Genomic DNA, 18,488 nt, shown 5'->3' on the forward strand with positions numbered 1-18,488 from the left:
TCTTCGTCATGCAAGCAGTAATTCATAATAAAAGACTCTTCCGCCCAAGCAGGCTGGAAGAGTCTTTTGTTTGGAGATAGTCTACCACTTGGATCCGCCTGATGAATTTCGGCCGGACTTCCCTCCGCCGCCCCAAGAAGATCCGCCGGAGGATCTGCCACCGCTGCCGCCGCCACCCCAGGAGGAGCCACCGGAGGAGCGTCCTCCACCGAATCCACCTGATGAAGGTGGGCCAGAGGACATTCGCTTGCGAGCCTGCGCGCGACGTTGCTGTTCTCTCATCATAGCTAATTGAGCTAATCGTTCTTCTTCTTCCTTCTGACGAACGAGTCGGTTCGCTTCATTCACAAAGGAAGTGATCTGTGAATCATAAGAACGGCCAAGGGACTCCAGTTCCTCAAGATTATAAGGCCGGGATGCCAGGCGATGATCCAGTGCACTGTATTCCGGCAGTAAGGATAGCTCGAAGTGAATTCTAGAAGATAACCCTCTGCTATGCAGCATTCGTTGGGTCGTTTCCACCCGGCTTTGCCCTTCGGAAAAGAGGCGAGTGACCTTATCCAGTCTTTCATGAAGTGCATTTAGACTTTCTGAGACACCATCGAACTGCCTTGCAGCTTCATCTAGGAGGGATAGCAACTGTTCTAGCGCATTGTGGGCCTTATCATATTCGCCGCGCTCATCACTGGTCCAATTCTCAATCTGCGCTACTTCACTAGCACCTTCCCGAAGGCGTGTACTCCACTCTGTAAGGATGTTCTCCACAGTTGATACATGTTGTTCTTCAAAATACATACGTGCTTCGGTAATCTGGCTTTGCAGTCCGTCTCGCCGCTGTTTTAATTGGCTCCATTCGGTGCGGAATGTCTCTAAATCTCTGCGGTTGTTCTGCCGAAGGAGTGCTTGTTGTTCTGTCATAGCAACAGCCTCATCCAGGAGAAGGTCAAGAGTGGCGCCAATCTTGCGCACCTCATCCATATCTCCAACACGCAGCGGCGCTTCAAGCGTCAGCGATTCTGTGCGGGCCTGCTCCAGACGGTCAAATGGTTTTACCTTCATGTTGTGAAGTGAATTCTGCTCGATGATGTTTGTGATTTTGGTACGGGCTGCAGCTAATACCGTAGGGAACTGGTTTAGCTTATCATCGTAGAGATCGACATCCTTCAGGTCTTGTTCAATCTTTTCTTGGCGATCTTGTGCATTCTCGGTAATTTCTTGTGCGGCGATAGGGTCAAAAAGCTCCAATTGATCTGCCTTTGAGGTCTCCTCGGCAAGCTCCTTGAGCTCTTCTACAATTTCTTGAAGTGCATAGCCAGTTTCTTTAACCGCACCTTGTAGCTGCTCTTCAAGCTCTGGTGCATCCTCTTTCAGCTCTGTAATTCGTTGTTTAACATTGCGATCAGCTTCACTGATGACAGCAATGTTCTTCTCTTCCTCCTCAAGCGCTGCGCGGAAGGAGTCCTCTGTCTGCTGTAATTGTTCCACGGCTGCCTTAAGGGCAGTCAAACGATAAAAGGGTGGCTGTACACCTTGCCCATCATTTTGCAGTGAAGAGATTTCAACGAGCTTTGCAGAGAGTCGTTTTGAAATGCCTTCTACCAGTACCTCGGTTTTTCCCTGAACGATCCCTTGAAATGGCTTTAATGACTCCAATGCTCGATTCGCCCGTACTAGCAAATCGGATAACTGCTCTTGTTGTGCGTTTAGCTGTTTGCGTCGACGTAGACCTGTGATCACAATAAATAGCACAAGTAGTATTAGTACGATTCCGATTAGAATGGCGGCAATCGTAAACATGGAGCTACTGGAGCTGCTTCCTGTACTGACCGAATTCCCAGGTTTACCGGAGGTTCCGTTCCCTGAACCGCTATTCGTACTGCCAACTGCGCTACCGCTTCCTGCACTTCCTCCAGCATTTCCGGTACTCTCCCCGATGGAATGGACCGCTTTAATTAAAGCCTTTGTCCCTCCAGCGAAGTCTCCTTCTCTGGCATAAGGGATGAAATAAGTATCAAGCAGCGCTGTAATGGCAGCACTTCCTGATTTCCCTCCCTGATTTTGGGACCAGGCATTTAACGAGGTTTGAAAGCCAGGATTGTTAAAATTAAGTTCAATGGACTGATCGCCAGCAGAGATCAGCAAGAGAATATCGCGAGTGGACAGTCCCCATGAGGCGTAAGTATCCTCGGCGTATCTATCGGCCGGAGTACCGTTTAAGGAATCTACGGTGAGTACATGCATAGTAACGAGATCTCCAGTGGCAGCAGCAGAAATGGACGTCGCTTCTGCGGAACTAAACATTCCAGCTTTATCGGTTACTAATCCCTGTTGAGCAGGGATTTCGGCGGCGTATGCAACGGGTATCCATAACACGCTGATCAATAAGAATAAAGCTAAATACTTTTTCAAGCTGACACGCTCCAATCTGAAGGACTTTGTATTCAATATATTATGCTGATAATTATACTATATCATTAACCCTCACGTGACGCGGGGATACTCCTATTCTTACATGGCTGCCAATCATACAAGCAAAAAAAGCCGCATTCCCTAAAGGAATGCGGCGAATATTCAGAAAGATTATCTTGTCGGCAGACAAAGAATGTATTGCAATCTGGATTTAATTTCTTTTTGCCATTTTAAATCTCCAACTTTAACGGCAAGATTGAGCAGATCCAGATAATCGTCAACCTGTAGTGTTGTTCGGGTAGAGGTAACGTTCATGGGTGATCAGTCTCCTTTTAACTTAAATATTGTAAAGTGAAATCAATAACTTATTTAATAATGATAATCATTATCAACTTGTATCATTATTGCTATTATCCACATTTTCCATCTAAAAAGCAATATAAAAATGTAGCATCCGTAATTTTATATAATTTACAAAGGGAAGGGTTCATTGCTGGGATTTGCGTATATTATGTGACGAGGAAAGAAAAAGCAGGGGTATTGCCATATTTTGTCGAATAACATTTAGGATATTACTGTAAATTCAGTAAAAAGGGGGGATGAGCGATGAAGCAGTGCAGACTGTTGCTTCTGATTAGCATTCTATTTATGCTCTTACCTCCTACTGCCATTCACGCCGAAAGAAAGGAGATCGAATATCAAGTAGAGCTGGAATATCCACCTTATAAATATATAAAAGATGGGTACATGACTGGTTTTGATATTGAATTGAGTAATATGATCTTTGAGAAGCAGGATTACGATGTCCACTACAGTACAGGGAAGTGGCCTGATGTATATAATCGCCTCGTTCAGGGAGATATCGAAACAGCGGGTCTAATGGCAGTAACGGAAGGACGAAAACAAGAGTTGTTATTTTCGGAACCTGTTTTCAAAAGCTATATTTCAATCTACGCAAGGCGAGGGCTTAAGGGTGAGATCGATTTAAATAAGCTTGGAGGTTATAAGATAGGTCTAGGAAACGGGCAGTATTCTGAAACAGTACTGAACGGGAAACTGGGAATTAATGATTACGTAGAATATGCAACGATTCCTGAAGCCTTGGAGGCTTTAGAAAAAGGGGAGATTGACCTTCTATTTGAGAATCAGGAGGTGGTCGATTATCTGCTCGTTGAACAGGGGAAGACGGACAGTATTATTAAGAAAATGAATGATCTTTATCCCAGGGATGTGGCTTTTGCAATCAATAAGTCTACACCGGAGTTAGTTTCTTATGTTAACGAGAGATTAGTGGAATTACAGCATTCGGGTGCTTTTGAAGAATTGTACCAGAACTATTTCTTCGTTCATTCTGATTATTATAAAGGCATGATCCACAAAAGATGGGTTTACGGAGCAATCCTTCTATTCTGTCTTCTTATGCTGGGTGGAGTCCTGCTTAAAATGAATATTAATCGTTTACGGCGTGCTGTTTATTCAGAGCATCAATTTTTTGAGGATGTTATAGAGCATAGTGGCATGGTAGTTTGGGCGGTGCAGGCAGATAAAAAGGTAGTACGGTTTAACAAGTTTGCTGAGCGGATGACGGGTTTAAGCGAAAAAGAGGTGCTGGGAGTAAATATTGACGATATCGATGGTCTAAAAGGTAGTACGGCTGCAATCCGTGATCTTTTGATGCGGGCAATACGGAATGAATATGTCAACAACGTAGAAATTAAGCTCCCAGACCAGTCATCTGAAGCGCGATATTTCTCATTCCGGACAGCCTTATTAAAAGGACTTGATAAGCAAGCAGCCGATATCTTTGTACTTGTAGGTGTGGATATCGATAATCGTAAACAAAATGAGCTGAGGCTACAGCTAAGTTATAAGGAATTGGAAGCTACATACGAAGAGCTCTCAGCGACAGAGGTCGATCTACAGGAACAATTTAATAGGCTTCAAATCAGTGAACGACGTTTCCGGCTCACCACAGAAGGTTCTGGTGCATATATGTGGGAGTTTGATTTGGAGGCGAGACGATTTCATTTATCAGACCGATGGTATGACCTCATAGGTTACACGAAGGATGAAATCAACTCGTTTGAAGAGGGAGCTTTTAGTATTGTTCATCCCGATGACATAGCTTCAACCCGTAAGCTTAAACATGATCACCTGGAGGGTGTTACACCTATTTTCGAAACGGAGTTCCGCATGATTACCAAAGACAATCAAATCGTGTGGTTTGAAGTTAGGGGTAAGGCTACCGTTAATCCAAAGGATGAAGTTCTATTATTTATGGGCTCCTTGATTGATATCAGCGAGCGGAAGCAAGCGGAGCTTAATTTGAGCAACAGCTACCAAGAACTTGGGGCGACCTATGAGCAGCTCACGACCACTCAACAGGAGCTTCTGGTACAATATAATATGCTTCTAGACAATCAGAAACATATGCATCGTCTGGCTTATGTGGATGCGCTTAGTAACTTACCTAACCGTTTATGTCTGCTGGAGACCATGGAGAAGTATCTAAAGCATCCGGGAGGGAAATTTGCACTACTGTTTTTAGATTCAGATAATTTCAAATACATCAACGATACCTTAGGTCATAAATCCGGGGATGTACTCATCCGGAAGGCAAGTGAGAGATTGCAGTCACTGATGCGGGAAGGAGATATGCTCTCACGGCTAGGTGGAGATGAATTTGTCATTTTTATTAAGGATACAGAGGACCGTGAGGCTGTATTGAATCTGGCAGAGCATATAATGAGAGCGTTCAGGCAGTCCTTTTTAATAGGAGAGAGTAATCTATACGTCTCGCTAAGCATCGGAATTTCCTTTTATCCAGAGGATGGGGAGACTGCCGAGCAAATTTTGAGTAATGCGGATGTGGCGATGTACCGTGCTAAAGAGGATGGCAAGGGAACTTATGTAGTCTATAACAAATCGATGCATACAGCGTTTAATGAACGAATGAATATAGAGAAACATTTGCGCAGTGCAATGAACAATAATGAATTTGAACTGAACTATCAGCCCCAGATGGATATCGAATCCGGATTCATCTCAGGCTTTGAAGCATTAATTCGTTGGAACAGCCCATCGCTTGGTTCTGTATCTCCACTTTCGTTTATAAAAATTGCTGAGGATTCCAGACTAATCATCGATATTGGTGAATGGGTGCTTCGTGAATCTTGCATCTTTATGAAAGGTATTCAAGATCGTACAGGTATTCCTTATAAAATATCGGTCAATATTTCGATTATTCAGCTATTCCAGAACGATTTTATCGAGATGGTACAGGATAGTCTGGCAGTAAGTGGCCTAAATCCAAGCTGTCTTGAGCTGGAAATCACGGAGTCTATTTTTATGAAATCATTTGAGAGTATTCTGGGTAAGCTGCAGTTTCTTAAATCTAAGGGCATTAGTATCGCCTTGGATGATTTCGGAACGGGCTACTCATCACTTAGCTATTTGCAGCAATTACCGATTTCAACGCTCAAGATGGATAAAACCTTTATTGATTCACTCTCAGAAAAAGCTAACAGCCAGTCTTTTGTGCAGTCCATTATACAGTTGGGGCATAATATGGGACTAAAAGTTGTAGCAGAGGGTGTAGAAGAGGTTATTCAAATGGATTTGCTCAAGCAATTAGGCTGCGACAAGGTTCAAGGCTACCTGATTAGCAGACCTGTGCCGAAGCAGGCAGTCGTAGAGCTTTTGGAAACACAGAGGCGCTATGGGATTTAGCAGTCAGATTCAAACAGATGAACACAAACAAGCCCGTGAAAAGATCCGTGGGCTTATTTGTTCAAATATAAGAATTTATAAGTCTCACGCTATATATTATCCTTATATTTCTCGCATAAACGCTTACCGTCCATTAGGGACGTCGAAGGCGTTTTTGCTTGTGTTCGGTCTTTAGCTGATTACGATTTTGTTCTTCCCGGTGTTCTTAGCCTCGTAAAGTGCATCGTCTGCTTTTTGAAATGTAGAGTTTTTGGAATCTGTTCCTATAAAATCGTGCATACCGATACTAACGGTTACGTTTTTATCGTTCATTTCCGCAAAGGGGGTATCGGAGATGGACGTTAGAATATGCTTCATAATCTCATGAGAATGATCAAGGGTTTTAGAAGTCAGAATGACGACAAATTCTTCCCCGCCAAAGCGAGCCGCGAAATCATCAGGACCGACATGCTCGAGGAGGATCGCTGCAACCTTTTGTAATACGATATCTCCAACGGAATGCCCATAGGAATCATTTACTTTTTTGAAGTTGTCGATGTCCATAACGGCTAGCTGCATGGGAAATGGATTACTCTGCTGATGATCGATCAGCCATCCTAAGTATTCATGAAACGTCTTATGATTATAAAGGTCCGTCAGAGGATCGATCTTGGATAGCCGATCCATGATTATATTCTGAATGCGTAATTCCTGTTCTGACTTTACGGAGTTCTCCAGTGATCTCATCAAATCACGCCCACGACCGATGACTGCAAAGCCTGCTAAAGCAGTAGCGGCAAAAATAAGAACAATAATGATAGTTTGGGTGATGGGGACGTATCCGTGATTAGATGCCTTGATGAATAAAATGATCGTGTACAGTAGACAAACAGCAGAAGAGGCTATCATATAACTAGACTTCATATAGATCATGGATACAAGCAGCGGCAGCAGCATAATTAATGACATTACATACAGTTCATCATTGAGATTGATGATAATCAGAAGCGCAAATAAATGGCTCGCTACTGTAATAGCTAGCTCGGACCATAAGGGTTTCCATCTATAGATAAATTCCAGAATAATGATCAAAGTCAATATGATGGAATCAGGAATCAGCGACTGAGTAATAAACTCTCCCATGGTTAGGGTATCCGAATGTTGGCCCCATAGGCATTGAGAAACAAACATATGAATACTTAAATCCACAATCAGGATGATCCAGAATGCATTAAGCAGCACGCGATTCCAATGGGTCTGACGAGGAGTTTGAGATGTAGTATGCATAATGTGTTCCTCTTTTCCAGTGGCAATTTGCTTATATATTCGACAATAATTACGGATTCCCTCTCGACCAATTATCTCCAAATATATTCGTATATTACGGTAACGTTGGTGTAGGTCCTCCAGGGATATGGATTTGCGTGTGAAAAGACTGATCGAAAAGGAATAGTATAGAAAGTATTTCCTTTAATTAACTCTGCTGATATAATGTTAGAATACATAACATCAATCGAGTGGAGTGGGAATAATGATGCAGATTCGCCCTAGCCAGATTTTTGTAGTCGTCCTGTTGCTCCTTGTCAGTGCTTACAGTTTGTTGATAGACATGTTCTGGATTCATAAGCTGGTAATCATCCTGCTTATGGCTTCTCTAGGCTGGGTCTCACTGAATTTGTCCCGCTACGGTTACCGCAAAGAAGCGCTGCTGAAGGAGTCGCAGAATAATGTTGAGCTGCTTGGCAATGAGATTGTAGTTACTTCGGACCGACTGCATGGTGCACTCGAAGAAATCAGTCGTCATACAGAAGAGCTGCAGCAGACAGCAGATTATTCACATGAATACGAGATGGATTTGCGGATTCGCAGTAACGAAGCTAAAGCTAATATTGAAGGTGCTTATCAGACAATGGGCGGAGTAGCATCCGTTACCGCACATATCGAAGAGTTGACGGAGAGACTGGGGTCAAATATGAAATATGCTCGTCAAGGAATGACAACTATGGTTGATTCCTTGAGCATCGCAGATGCTGTGATGAAGGATTTACAGATGCAGAGCGGGGACATGTTAGCTAAGTTTACTATCTTGAGTAATCATATTGCGATGGTAGAAGAGATCAATACGCTTATTAACGGAATTGTGAATGAGACCTCACTGCTAGCGCTTAATGCTTCCATAGAAGCGGCCCGGGCGGGGGAACAGGGCCGTGGATTTGCGGTGGTGGCCAGCCGGATTCGGCAGCTGGCTGATCAAAGCAAGAGCTCGGTAGACCGTTCCTCTGGCATCTTGCTCGACATTAATAACGGAGTACAGCAGGTGCTGGAATCCGTGACGAAAGAGCAAGCTTCAGTAGAACGTGGGGTGAACGAGGTCGGCACTGTGAAGCTTCGACTCGATGATATCGCGACGAGAGTCGATGAGGTAGGCAGCGCCGTAACAGAAACCATCGATGCTGCCGCGAAGCAGAGCAAGCTGATTGTTGAAGTGACGACGGAGCTGAGTGGGGCAGTGGCTATCGTGAATGAGACGATTGCCAATGTCGATCTTACGCTGGAACAGGTGACACGGCAGCGGAGCCAGATCGGGCAGCTGAACGAAGTCAGCGCTAATCTGTTAGCGGAGTCGCAATCGTTGCAGCAATCGGTTACCAGCATAGCAGCCCGAGAAGAAATCGAGATGAGCCAATATGCAGCCCGGCTTCAAGAAATGCAGAGTCTCTTGGAGACAATTTCAGCTAAGGAAGAACTGTACGACCCGGATACTGAAGTTCATCAAGGTGTTTTGACCTCTTACATTAAAAAAATTCCGGATGTAGAAGCCATTTGGTCCAATCGGACGGATGGGACCTTTATCTATTCCGAGCCAGCGGCTGGCCTCTTGAATGCCAAGCGACGTGATTGGTGGAATGGGGCCATAAATGAAGGTCAATATGTCTCGAATCCTTATGTATCAGCGATTACGAAGCGTTCTTGTGTTACATTATCCAGAGCGATTAAGAATCGTCAGGGAGATGTCGTTGGTGTAGTAGGTATCGATTTGGCGGTGTAAAAAAACCAGAAAAGCAAGCCCTGCTATATTGGGGGCTTGCTTTTTGTTATTTTAGGTAGTGCTGATCTGCAACTGTTTCCACGTCGCCTGCCAGTTCTTTTTAATAACGCGTTGTTCATAAATAGGGAGTAAGCTTGGGTTTTCAGTAAAATGTGGGGTAGGTCGTAATACTACATGAATAACATCGGAAATTCCGTGTGGAGCGACTAGGATGATTTTACCTGTTGGATCTAAGGAGAGTCCAAGTGCTGTGGCGGTTTCCGGAAACTTGGATATCGCATCAACAGCTGATGTATAAGGTGGAAGTTGATTGACGGTATGCATTCTTGCTTCATTTTTAACAGACCAGGGAACATTGGGGTTTAAATCTCTTAGCTTCGCCTCCCAATCCTTCTCCACTTCCTCTTGAAGATTGCTGTCGTCATAATAAATAACATCAACATCTGGCAAAGGTGTCCGTTCTTCGAAGCCATGAAGGGTGTCCCAAATTTTTGCACGCACAAAGCCAGCGCAAACCCACCAGTCAGGTAACTGCAGCGATCTAGCATTTTCTAATATATCCATCATCCAGGGATCATTTTGTACAAGCTGTATGATATCTGCCTCGTGTTCTAATTTTTGCAAACCGCCCACCTCCGTATATGTATGCTTTTATTCTGTTCATATCATACAACAAGAGTTTCAATAGAGGTATTAAAGGATAGGCTGAATGGACAGAGGCATGAACTATCTTTATAATAAGTCGACATCTAGTCCTTTGGAGGCGGAGACCGTGCAATATACGTTTACGATTTTACTGCAATTATTCGAAAGAGCTGCACTACTGCTGATGTGTCTGTTCGTGCTGACTCGTCTGCCGCGGTTTAAAGAGATTTTTCAAAAAGGAACATACGCCCCGCAGGAGCTTGCCATAGCGACGACGATATTCAGTTTATTTGCCATCTTCGGTACCTATAGTGGCATTAATGTGGAAGGCTCGCTTGTGAATGTGCGAATTATCGCCATCGTGTCTGGTGGGATTTTGTTCGGGCCATGGGTAGGACTCATAACAGGCATCATCTCAGGGGTTCACCGTTTTTTAATTGATATCGGAGGGGTAACCTCTCTTCCTTGTCTGATTACGAGTATTACCGCAGGGATTGTGTCAGGGGTAATATACCGCCGCACTTCTGGTGAACGTCGCTGGATGGCCGGTATTTTGGCTGGGATGGCCTGTGAAGCCCTGACGATGCTGCTCATTCTAGTGATGGCCGAACCGTCGTCACTGGGTGTGGATATCGTGTCCAAAATTGCTTTTCCGATGATTATGAGCCAGATTAGTGTGGGTCTGATTGTCATGCTAGTGCAGAGTGTGGAAGGTGAAAAGGAACGGATTGCGGCGAAGCAGTCCAAGCTGGCACTGGATATTGCCAATAAGACCTTGCCTTATTTTCGCAATATTAATCCCGAGTCGCTTCGTACCATCTGCCAAATTATCAAAGAAGATATCGGTGCAGATGCTGTAGCTATTTCGGATACAAGACTCATTCTCGCTTACGTTGGTGTTGGAGAAGAGGATTATACTACGACCAATGAAATTATAAGTGAAGAAACTAAAGTGACGTTGTCCAGTGGTGAAATTACGATCCGTAACGACGATAGTGATTATGTGAATCCGGAGATTAAATCGCTGATTATTATTCCATTGAAGGAAAAAGGTGAAGTGACGGGAGCGCTCAAAATCTATTACACCAGAGCCCACAAGATCACTTATTCTCTACAAGCTATGGCTGTAGGTTTGTCGCAAATGATCTCTACACTAATGGAAGTATCGCGGGTTGAGGGCATTAAAGAAATGGCGAACAAAGCGGAGCTAAAGGCGCTGCAGACAAGCATTAACCCACACTTTCTGTTCAATGCGCTGAACGCGATTGCGTCCTCGATTCGGATTAACCCGGATAAGGCGCGCGAGCTGATCGTGAATCTGTCCGGTTATATGAGATACAATCTGGAGCTGACGGATGAATTCATTGATATTAAGCGCGAGCTACAACAGGTTCAACAATACGTAGAGATTGAAAAAGCGCGCTTCGGAAGCCGGCTTAATGTCCTCTATGATATTGATGAGGTTCAGGTTCGGATTCCGAGTCTAATCATTCAGCCGCTTGTAGAGAATGCGATCATACATGGCATACTGAAGGTACGAGGGACGGGAACCGTAACGATTTCTGTAAAAGATCAAGGCGATAATGTGCGAGTTGGCATTCGGGATACCGGAGCTGGCATCAGCGAAGAAACCATAGAGAAGGTCTATGCTGGCGATATGCCGGAGAATAAGATCGGACTGTTTAATGTACATCAACGGGTCAAGCTCATCTATGGAACTGGTCTTACGATTCAGAGGCTCGATAAAGGGACGAACATTTATTTTGATGTCAAAAAGGAGGGCCTATGAGAGCAATTATCGTGGAGGATGAAGAGCTAGCGAGACAGGAACTGGCTTATTTAATAGAGACTCACAGTGGAATCGACATTGCTGCACAATTTGAAGATGGGCTGGATGCACTAAAATTTTTACAGGTTGAGACGGTAGATGTGATTTTCCTGGACATTAACATTCCCTCGATTGACGGAGTCCTGCTGGCTCAGAATATTAGCAGATTCTCGGTAAAACCTTATATAGTGTTTATTACTGCGTATAAGGAGCATGCCGCTGAGGCGTTTGAGATTGAAGCGTTTGACTATATTCTTAAACCTTACAGCGAGGTTCGCATTAAGGCTATGCTGCACAAGCTAGAGGGGGCGTTCGCTGCTCGCGGAAGACAGGGGGAAGAGGAACGTAATCCAGTAAGTGATAAGGTGAATCTGTGGAAAAATGAGAAGATTATCGTAGTGAATGCTGATGATATTTATTACGCCTCCGCACAAGAGAAAAGTACGAGCGTAATAACTAAAGGTGAGGAATATAGTATGGCGCTCAGCATCAGCGATTTTTATAATCGACTGCCGGAGGATCGTTTTTTCCGCTGCCATCGTTCCTATATCGTTAACCTGTCCAAAATCAAGGAAATCATCCCTTGGTTCAACAATACATACTTGCTGCGCCTGCATGATTTGGAGTTTGAGGTGCCGGTAAGTCGAAGCAAGGTAAAGGAATTCAGGCAGATCATGCGCCTATAAATGCAGTTCATTCTTCATTTTCGTCATCTCATGCCAGATTTCTCTCAACATCCGCTGGTTTAGCTACAATAAAGAGGCAATAGAAGCTCTTGTAGCAGATCACGAGAGGGAAAGAAGGAATAGACCATGACTTCGACGATGGACAACAAAAACGCCAAACGGTGGCTTATCGTATTAGGAACAGTAATTATGCAGATGGGTCTAGGTACCATTTATACATGGAGCTTGTTCAATGCACATCTGGTAACAAAATTCGGGTGGGAGCTTAATTCTGTTTCGATTACGTTTTCGATCACGAGCTTTGCACTCGCTTTTGCGACTTTGTTTGCAGGGAAATTGCAGGATCGTTTTGGTCTTCGCCGGTTAACTGCCGCCGCAGGGATTGTGCTTGGTCTAGGATTGATTCTTAGCTCTCAGGCGAATTCGCTTCTAATGTTCTATGTATTGGCTGGTGTAATCGTTGGTTTTGCAGACGGAACAGCTTATATCACTTCATTATCTAACTTAATTAAATGGTTTCCGAATAATAAAGGCTTAATCTCCGGTGTGTCCGTGGGTGCTTACGGAACGGGGAGCTTGATTTTTAAATATATCAATGGTAGTTTGATCGACTCGGTGGGTGTGTCTAATACGTTTATGTATTGGGGCATGATTGTTATGGTGATGATTGTAATCGGTTCCTTACTCGTCAGAGAAGCTCCAGTACAAGCGGCATCACTGGGTGCAACAGCAACATCGACTATCGCTAAACCAAAAGACTACACGGTAAAAGAAATGCTACGCACGAAAGAAGCTTATCTGTTATTCATTATTTTCTTTACCGCTTGTATGTGTGGTCTGTATTTGATCGGTATTGTAAAAGACATCGGTGTGCAGCTGGCTGGACTTGATGTACAGACGGCAGCTAATGCGGTAGCGATGATCGCAATTTTTAATACAGCAGGACGTTTGATCTTGGGTGCCTTGTCTGACAAAATGAGCCGCTTGAAGCTGGTAGGCGCTTCGCTTGCAGTAACGGCAGCCGCTATGTTGACCCTTAGCTATGCGACGCTGAATTTCGGACTGTTCTTCACTTGTGTAGCTGCCATTGCATTCTGCTTCGGGGGTAACATTACAGTGTTCCCGGCAATTGTCAGTGACTTCTTTGGTCTTAAGAATCACAGTAAGAACTATGGAATCGTATATCAAGGTTTCGGTATTGGAGCCCTTTCCGGTTCGTTCATCGCCGTCTTCCTGGGCGGGTTTAAACCTACCTTCGTGATCTTTGGTCTCTTGTGTCTTCTGGCCTGCATCATCGCGATTTCGCTAAAACCGCCGGTGGAGAAAGCGAAAGAGAAGAAAGCGCTTCGGCTCAAAGCTACAGAACGGACGGCTTAACCTTATCAAGTGCACCTCTTAGAATAGACATTGGAACAGCCTCCGGGTAAATCTAATGTCATTCTAAGGGGTGCATTTTTTGAGCTGACTAATAAGATTATCTGAAGTATCTTCCTGTAATAATTTGCTCCACTAGCATTGAAATTTCTGTAGGACTGTCAGAGGCGTTATTTTTGATATAGCGAGCAATCACTTCAACTAGTGCACCTGATATAAAGGCCATAGCATATTCTTGATCTTCGCGCTGTGGTGCATTTATGATGTTTCCAAATTGAATCAGATACTGCTCAAATTTATGGATCATAATATAGTTCAGATTATTTCTTACAAGTAAACTAATAAAATTCTTTTTACTAATAAGATAGGAAATAGCTGAATTACATACTTCGCTGACAGTGCTTTCTTTTGTTTCTTCGAATGGTTGTACATAGTCAGCAAACAGCTTGTCAAAATATAATTCAATAACCTGTTCCTTTGATTTAAACAATGAATAAAAGGTTTGTCTTGAAACAAGTGCCTTATCGCATAGTTCTTTAATATTTATTTTGGAAAATTCTTTATTCTCCATGAGTAAGAGGAGCGCGTCCGTAATCATTTTTTGGGACTGTAAGGCAATCGGATTGTTTCTTGTATACATTGACAGATTCTCCTTTATGTCTAACTTATTCGAATAACATTGACAGGTGTAAAGGCTATCTCTATTATAAATTAACGTTGACACCTGTCAATGCTAATTAGATAAAGGAGGAAGCAATTCTGATGGAATTATTCTTAACGTTATTAAGTGGGATAGGATGGATTATCGTATACGAAGAATGTATACGACTTGGCTTTAAGCATAAATCATATGCTATGCCACTTTTTGCCTTAGGGCTTAACTTTGCATGGGAAGCCATTTATGGATACTCGGATCTATTTTTAGAGGCACATGGCCCTAATCCCGGGATTCAAGCATACGTTAATGCATCATGGGCTTTTCTAGATATTATTATTCTCGTTACCTTTTACAAGTATGGAAAGAAAGAATGGCCACAAGCACTAAGCAAAAAGTTATTTGCACCATGGCTGCTATTGGTTTTAGTGTGTTGCTTTGCGTTACAGTTGGTGTTCATAGAAGAATTTGGATTCGTAATGGGAGCTCAGTATTCCGCATTTTTACAAAATCTTTTGATGTCCATTATGTTTATCGGGATGTTCGTTAAACGAGGTAGTATGGAAGGACAGTCATTACTGCTAGCATACGCAAAATGGATTGGTACTCTTGCTCCTACAATTTTAATGGGAGTTATAAACTATAATCCCTTGGTTCTTGTATGTGGTATTTTCTGTACCATATTCGATGTTATATATATTGTATTACTTACACGTACCAGGAAAAATATAGGAGGTTATTACCCTATGCGAGCATCGCGATGAAAAAGTTGTAGCTGAAATCGTAGCATTTCATAGATATACTGAAAAGGCATCTGATCATTATCAGATGCCTTTTCTTTTTTGTATCGCAACGCTAAAAAACTTTGAGCAGGCACTTTTTTCGCTGCCCAAGTGTTATAGAAGATATAAAGGTTAAGGAGGTGCTTACATCGCCACAGGATTCGCTAGACCCAAAGGAGCTGGAAGAGTTAATCATTAGTATTCAAAAGGGGAATATCGAACGGTATGCTTTTATCGTTAGAGCTTTCCAAACGCCAATCTACCGCTATTGCTATCGTTTGTTAGAAAACAAGCAGGATGCGGAGGACGCAGTTCAGGATATTTTGGTAAAAGGCTATCAATCTATCCATCAATACAAGCCGCAGATGCATTTCTCGGCATGGCTCTATCGAATCGCGTATCATCATTGCTTAAACCTGCTGCGCAGACGGCGTTTGCAAAAGCGAGTCATGAGTATCTTCAAGCCTGATTTTATGTCTGCAAGTCCTGAACAAGAGCTGGATGATCGGTTGTTTAATCCCTCATTGTCAGCCGCTTTAGCACAGTTGTCGCTGGAAGAGAGGAATATGCTTATTCTGCGGGTGTTCGAGGAAAAAACTTATGCGGAGATAAGCGAAATTCTTGGGGTCAGTCCCAATGCACTGACGAAGAGAATGAACCGGATCAAGCGGAAGGTGCAGGAAGCTATGAAATTGGAGGAGGAGATCAGATGGAACGAACCACAATCAGCGATGAATACCAAAATATAATTTATACCTCAGCCGGGAATGAACTTCTGGGTGAGATCGATGTAGAAGAGAAGGTTATGGGACATATCCGTGGCATATCAGATCGAAAGCGATCGTTCTCGCTCTCGCTGAAGACGATGAATAAAACAACGGCAATTGCCAGTATGTTAGCTTTGTTCCTGATGATCTCAGTGACAGCTTATGCTGCATCGGAATATATACAGATCCGCAATAGTGAAGGCGTAGTAAAGGTTCAGCATGTTGCGCCGAATGAATCTGCAGGAGTAGCCTCCTATGATAAGTATGCACAGAAAGTAGATGCTTTCGATAAACCGGGAGAATTGATCGCCTATCTTGTGAACAATAATGCAGGTGCAACAGAATTGTCTTTTAAGTATAAAGAGCAGCGGATAGGCGCATATTCTGATTTCTTGAAGGAAATCAAACGGACAGGGGCGCCGATGCTTCCTGCATTGGCAGCAGGGTATGCTTTTGAATATGGGGTTATAAACCCTAATCATCCGACTACGGATGCGGAGAAGAACAGTTCTCTATATCAGGAGACGTTACAAGATCTTACTGTCCAAGCCAATAAAGAGAAGGGGAGCGGTAAGTTATTCATGATGGCTATACCGTGGTCGGAGCCCGGATGGATAAGCGCTACTTATTCCAAGGATAACGCTTATATAGGTATCTCTGCATCGATCATGCATGGCGGGAAAGTGTTCGTGGAGCAAGAACCTGAGAATCAAGCGGATAAGATTATGGTGGCAGGCACAGAAGTGATCTATAACAAAGTAGTGAAGGAAGAGGTCAGCTACGATTATCTGAATTGGTATAACGAGAAGCAGGATGCGTATTATACACTCAGCAGCTACGGAGATAAGATTTTGAGTAAGGAGCAATTTTTACAGTTGGCTGGGGAGCTGTTGAAGTAGATTCTTATAGTCTTGTAGTTGCATGCGCTAAGTTAGTTGTACTATATACAATTAAAGTTAACTAATACCTTTATATAAGCCCTGTAGTTGTATTTAATACAGCTATTACTGGTTAAATTAGTGGAAATAAACGTTTTTACGGATTTTAGTTGTAGAGAATGCAATTAAGGAAGAGGATATGGGAGATCAGAAATAAATAAGTGTATAAAATACAGTTAGATCATATGCAAGGTAGGAAGCATCCCCGACAACGCCGGACTTTCTAACCTAGGGATTCATGATTCACCTTGTACTTATGAAATACTTCATCTCAAAAGTTGATTCAGATATAAAAGAAGGTATCCCTAATGCGAAGCTTTAGGGATACCTTCTTTATATTCTTAAGTCGAAAGATCGATCAGGGTTAGCCTTCCAGCAGCAGGGCTTCTGGATCTTCCAGCAATTCCTTCACTTTGACGAGGAAGCTAACCGCTTCAGAGCCGTCAACGATCCGGTGATCGTAGGAAAGGGCGATATACATCATTGGACGGTTAACGGTTCTTTCTTCGTCCAGCGCAATTGGACGCAATTGAATCTTATGCATCCCTAGAATACCTACTTGAGGGGTATTCAGAATCGGGGTAGATAATAGGGAACCGAATACACCGCCGTTGGTGATAGTGAACGTACCGCCTTGAAGCTCGGAGAGACTAAGTGTATTAGCGCGTGCCTTGGAAGCGAGTTCGCCAATCTGACGTTCGATTTCCGGGAAGCTGAGGCGATCTGCGTCACGGACAACCGGAACCACCAGACCTTCCTTAGCTGCAACGGCAATACCGATATCGTAGAATTTCTTAACGATCAGATCTTCACCGTCAATCTCTGCGTTCAGCAGAGGGTAGGTCTTCAGCGCACCGATCACGGCTTTGGTGAAGAAGGACATGAAGCCTAGTCCTACTTCATGCTTCTCTTTAAAAGCATCCTTGCGGCGCTTGCGGATGTCGAGGATCGCTGTCATGTCCACCTCGTTGAAGGTGGTCAGCATGGCTGCGGTCTGCTGCGCTTCTACCAAGCGGCTGGCAATCGTGAGCCGTCTGCGCGACATGCGCTTGCGCTCCACGTTCTTGCCATCCTCCGGCGCGGCTTTGCTCGCTGCCGGCTTCGCTGGCTCCGGCTTGGCTTGTGCCGCCGGAGCTGCCGGTGCAGCGGCCTGTGGCGCTGCTGCACCGTGACCCGACACATCGGCCTGACCAATCCGGCCGATAGGGTCACGGGCGCTAACATCGCCGAGGTCGATGCCGCGCTCCCGTGCCAGCTTGCGTGCGCCCGGCGATGCCAGTGCAGCGGGGCTTTCGCCACCCGCTACAGCGACTTCGGGCGCTGCTACAGGTGCGGCTGCTGCGCTGCCGCTTGCCGGTGCCGCTTCAGGCGCTTTGCTCTCAGCGGCCTGCGGCGTACTGCCACTAGCGGCTCCGATGATGCCGATGGCTTCGCCAACGGCTACGTTCTCGCCCGCTTGACGTAGGATGGAGGAGATGACACCCTCCACCTCCGCACTAATTTCTAAATTGACTTTATCCGTCTCTAACTCAGCAAGCACATCACCTTGACCTACCGTGTCGCCTTCTTTAACCAGCCATTTGTAGATGGTTCCTTCGGATATAGATTCTCCCAGATCGGGTACTAAGATTTCTGACACAGGCCGTT

At 44.2% G+C, this 18,488-nt stretch carries 14 protein-coding genes; 8 read left to right on the plus strand and 6 right to left on the minus strand.

Annotated features, from left to right (window positions below):
* Positions 1-81: 81 nt before the first annotated feature.
* Together NSS87_RS01815 and NSS87_RS01820 are read right to left on the minus strand one after the other, a co-directional pair.
* Complete coding sequence (locus NSS87_RS01815; protein WP_339244432.1) at positions 82-2,409, minus strand: septation ring formation regulator EzrA; 2,328 nt, start codon at positions 2,407-2,409, stop codon at positions 82-84.
* Between the two features lie 171 nt (positions 2,410-2,580).
* Positions 2,581-2,724 (minus strand): hypothetical protein, encoded by a 144-nt coding sequence (locus NSS87_RS01820; protein ID WP_167348483.1) that lies wholly within the window; start codon positions 2,722-2,724, stop codon positions 2,581-2,583.
* A gap of 291 nt (positions 2,725-3,015) precedes the next feature.
* Between NSS87_RS01820 and NSS87_RS01825 the strand changes: the two genes are divergently transcribed.
* Entirely contained in the window at positions 3,016-6,138 is a 3,123-nt protein-coding gene (locus NSS87_RS01825; RefSeq protein ID WP_339244433.1) for an EAL domain-containing protein, read from the plus strand.
* Positions 6,139-6,309: 171 nt separating this feature from the next.
* On the opposite strand, the gene NSS87_RS01830 is transcribed toward NSS87_RS01825, so the two are convergent.
* A complete protein-coding gene (locus NSS87_RS01830; RefSeq protein ID WP_076299893.1) occupies positions 6,310-7,404 on the minus strand; it encodes a GGDEF domain-containing protein in 1,095 nt (364 codons plus the stop codon).
* A 244-nt stretch (positions 7,405-7,648) separates the two neighbouring features.
* On the opposite strand from NSS87_RS01830, the gene NSS87_RS01835 reads away from it, so the two are divergent.
* On the plus strand, positions 7,649-9,166 hold the full coding sequence (locus NSS87_RS01835; protein WP_339244435.1) for a methyl-accepting chemotaxis protein: 1,518 nt from the start codon (positions 7,649-7,651) through the stop codon (positions 9,164-9,166).
* Positions 9,167-9,217: 51 nt separating this feature from the next.
* Here the strand turns inward: NSS87_RS01835 and NSS87_RS01840 are convergent, their stop codons facing one another.
* Positions 9,218-9,733 (minus strand): nucleotidyltransferase family protein, encoded by a 516-nt coding sequence (locus tag NSS87_RS01840; RefSeq protein ID WP_042193171.1) that lies wholly within the window; start codon positions 9,731-9,733, stop codon positions 9,218-9,220.
* 262 nt (positions 9,734-9,995) lie between these two features.
* Between NSS87_RS01840 and NSS87_RS01845 the strand changes: the two genes are divergently transcribed.
* From NSS87_RS01845 to NSS87_RS01855, 3 genes are all read left to right on the plus strand, one after another.
* Positions 9,996-11,600 (plus strand): sensor histidine kinase, encoded by a 1,605-nt coding sequence (locus tag NSS87_RS01845; protein WP_269321837.1) that lies wholly within the window; start codon positions 9,996-9,998, stop codon positions 11,598-11,600.
* Positions 11,597-12,325, plus strand: a complete 729-nt coding sequence (locus NSS87_RS01850) for a LytTR family DNA-binding domain-containing protein (RefSeq protein WP_042184277.1) — start codon at positions 11,597-11,599, stop codon at positions 12,323-12,325. Before NSS87_RS01845 ends, NSS87_RS01850 begins: the two co-directional genes overlap by 4 nt.
* Positions 12,326-12,451: 126 nt before the next feature.
* Positions 12,452-13,702: an OFA family MFS transporter gene (locus NSS87_RS01855; RefSeq protein WP_339244437.1), complete on the plus strand. Its 1,251-nt coding sequence runs from the start codon at positions 12,452-12,454 to the stop codon at positions 13,700-13,702.
* A gap of 97 nt (positions 13,703-13,799) precedes the next feature.
* Here the strand turns inward: NSS87_RS01855 and NSS87_RS01860 are convergent, their stop codons facing one another.
* Positions 13,800-14,339 (minus strand): TetR/AcrR family transcriptional regulator, encoded by a 540-nt coding sequence (locus tag NSS87_RS01860; protein ID WP_052404126.1) that lies wholly within the window; start codon positions 14,337-14,339, stop codon positions 13,800-13,802.
* Positions 14,340-14,461: 122 nt separating this feature from the next.
* Between NSS87_RS01860 and NSS87_RS01865 the strand changes: the two genes are divergently transcribed.
* The 3 genes from NSS87_RS01865 (at position 14,462) to NSS87_RS01875 (ending at position 16,802) form a co-directional block, all read left to right on the plus strand.
* A complete protein-coding gene (locus NSS87_RS01865; RefSeq protein WP_339244438.1) occupies positions 14,462-15,118 on the plus strand; it encodes a hypothetical protein in 657 nt (218 codons plus the stop codon).
* A 158-nt stretch (positions 15,119-15,276) separates the two neighbouring features.
* The gene (locus NSS87_RS01870) at positions 15,277-15,885 is read left to right on the plus strand and encodes an RNA polymerase sigma factor (protein WP_052404127.1); all 609 of its coding nucleotides are present in this window, start codon (positions 15,277-15,279) and stop codon (positions 15,883-15,885) included.
* A complete protein-coding gene (locus NSS87_RS01875; RefSeq protein WP_339244439.1) occupies positions 15,846-16,802 on the plus strand; it encodes a hypothetical protein in 957 nt (318 codons plus the stop codon). Before NSS87_RS01870 ends, NSS87_RS01875 begins: the two co-directional genes overlap by 40 nt.
* Before the next feature lie 403 nt (positions 16,803-17,205).
* Here the strand turns inward: NSS87_RS01875 and odhB are convergent, their stop codons facing one another.
* Positions 17,206-18,480 carry a 2-oxoglutarate dehydrogenase complex dihydrolipoyllysine-residue succinyltransferase gene (odhB, locus tag NSS87_RS01880; RefSeq protein ID WP_339244441.1) on the minus strand — a complete coding sequence of 425 codons (1,275 nt, stop codon included), beginning with the start codon at positions 18,478-18,480 and terminating at the stop codon, positions 17,206-17,208.
* Positions 18,481-18,488 lie beyond the last annotated feature (8 nt).

The organism is Paenibacillus sp. FSL F4-0243, assembly GCF_037963295.1.
GTDB lineage: Bacteria > Bacillota > Bacilli > Paenibacillales > Paenibacillaceae > Paenibacillus_AQ.

Coding starts and splice junctions, on each gene's coding strand:
- NSS87_RS01825 (WP_339244433.1), top strand. CDS start 3,016: ATGAAGCAGTGCAGACTGTTGCTTCTGATTAGCATTCTATTTATGCTC.
- NSS87_RS01840 (WP_042193171.1), bottom strand. CDS start 9,733: ATGATGGATATATTAGAAAATGCTAGATCGCTGCAGTTACCTGACTGG.
- NSS87_RS01820 (WP_167348483.1), bottom strand. CDS start 2,724: ATGAACGTTACCTCTACCCGAACAACACTACAGGTTGACGATTATCTG.
- NSS87_RS01850 (WP_042184277.1), top strand. CDS start 11,597: ATGAGAGCAATTATCGTGGAGGATGAAGAGCTAGCGAGACAGGAACTG.
- NSS87_RS01835 (WP_339244435.1), top strand. CDS start 7,649: ATGATGCAGATTCGCCCTAGCCAGATTTTTGTAGTCGTCCTGTTGCTC.
- NSS87_RS01860 (WP_052404126.1), bottom strand. CDS start 14,339: ATGTATACAAGAAACAATCCGATTGCCTTACAGTCCCAAAAAATGATT.
- NSS87_RS01865 (WP_339244438.1), top strand. CDS start 14,462: ATGGAATTATTCTTAACGTTATTAAGTGGGATAGGATGGATTATCGTA.
- NSS87_RS01875 (WP_339244439.1), top strand. CDS start 15,846: ATGGAACGAACCACAATCAGCGATGAATACCAAAATATAATTTATACC.
- NSS87_RS01845 (WP_269321837.1), top strand. CDS start 9,996: ATGTGTCTGTTCGTGCTGACTCGTCTGCCGCGGTTTAAAGAGATTTTT.
- NSS87_RS01830 (WP_076299893.1), bottom strand. CDS start 7,404: ATGCATACTACATCTCAAACTCCTCGTCAGACCCATTGGAATCGCGTG.
- NSS87_RS01855 (WP_339244437.1), top strand. CDS start 12,452: ATGACTTCGACGATGGACAACAAAAACGCCAAACGGTGGCTTATCGTA.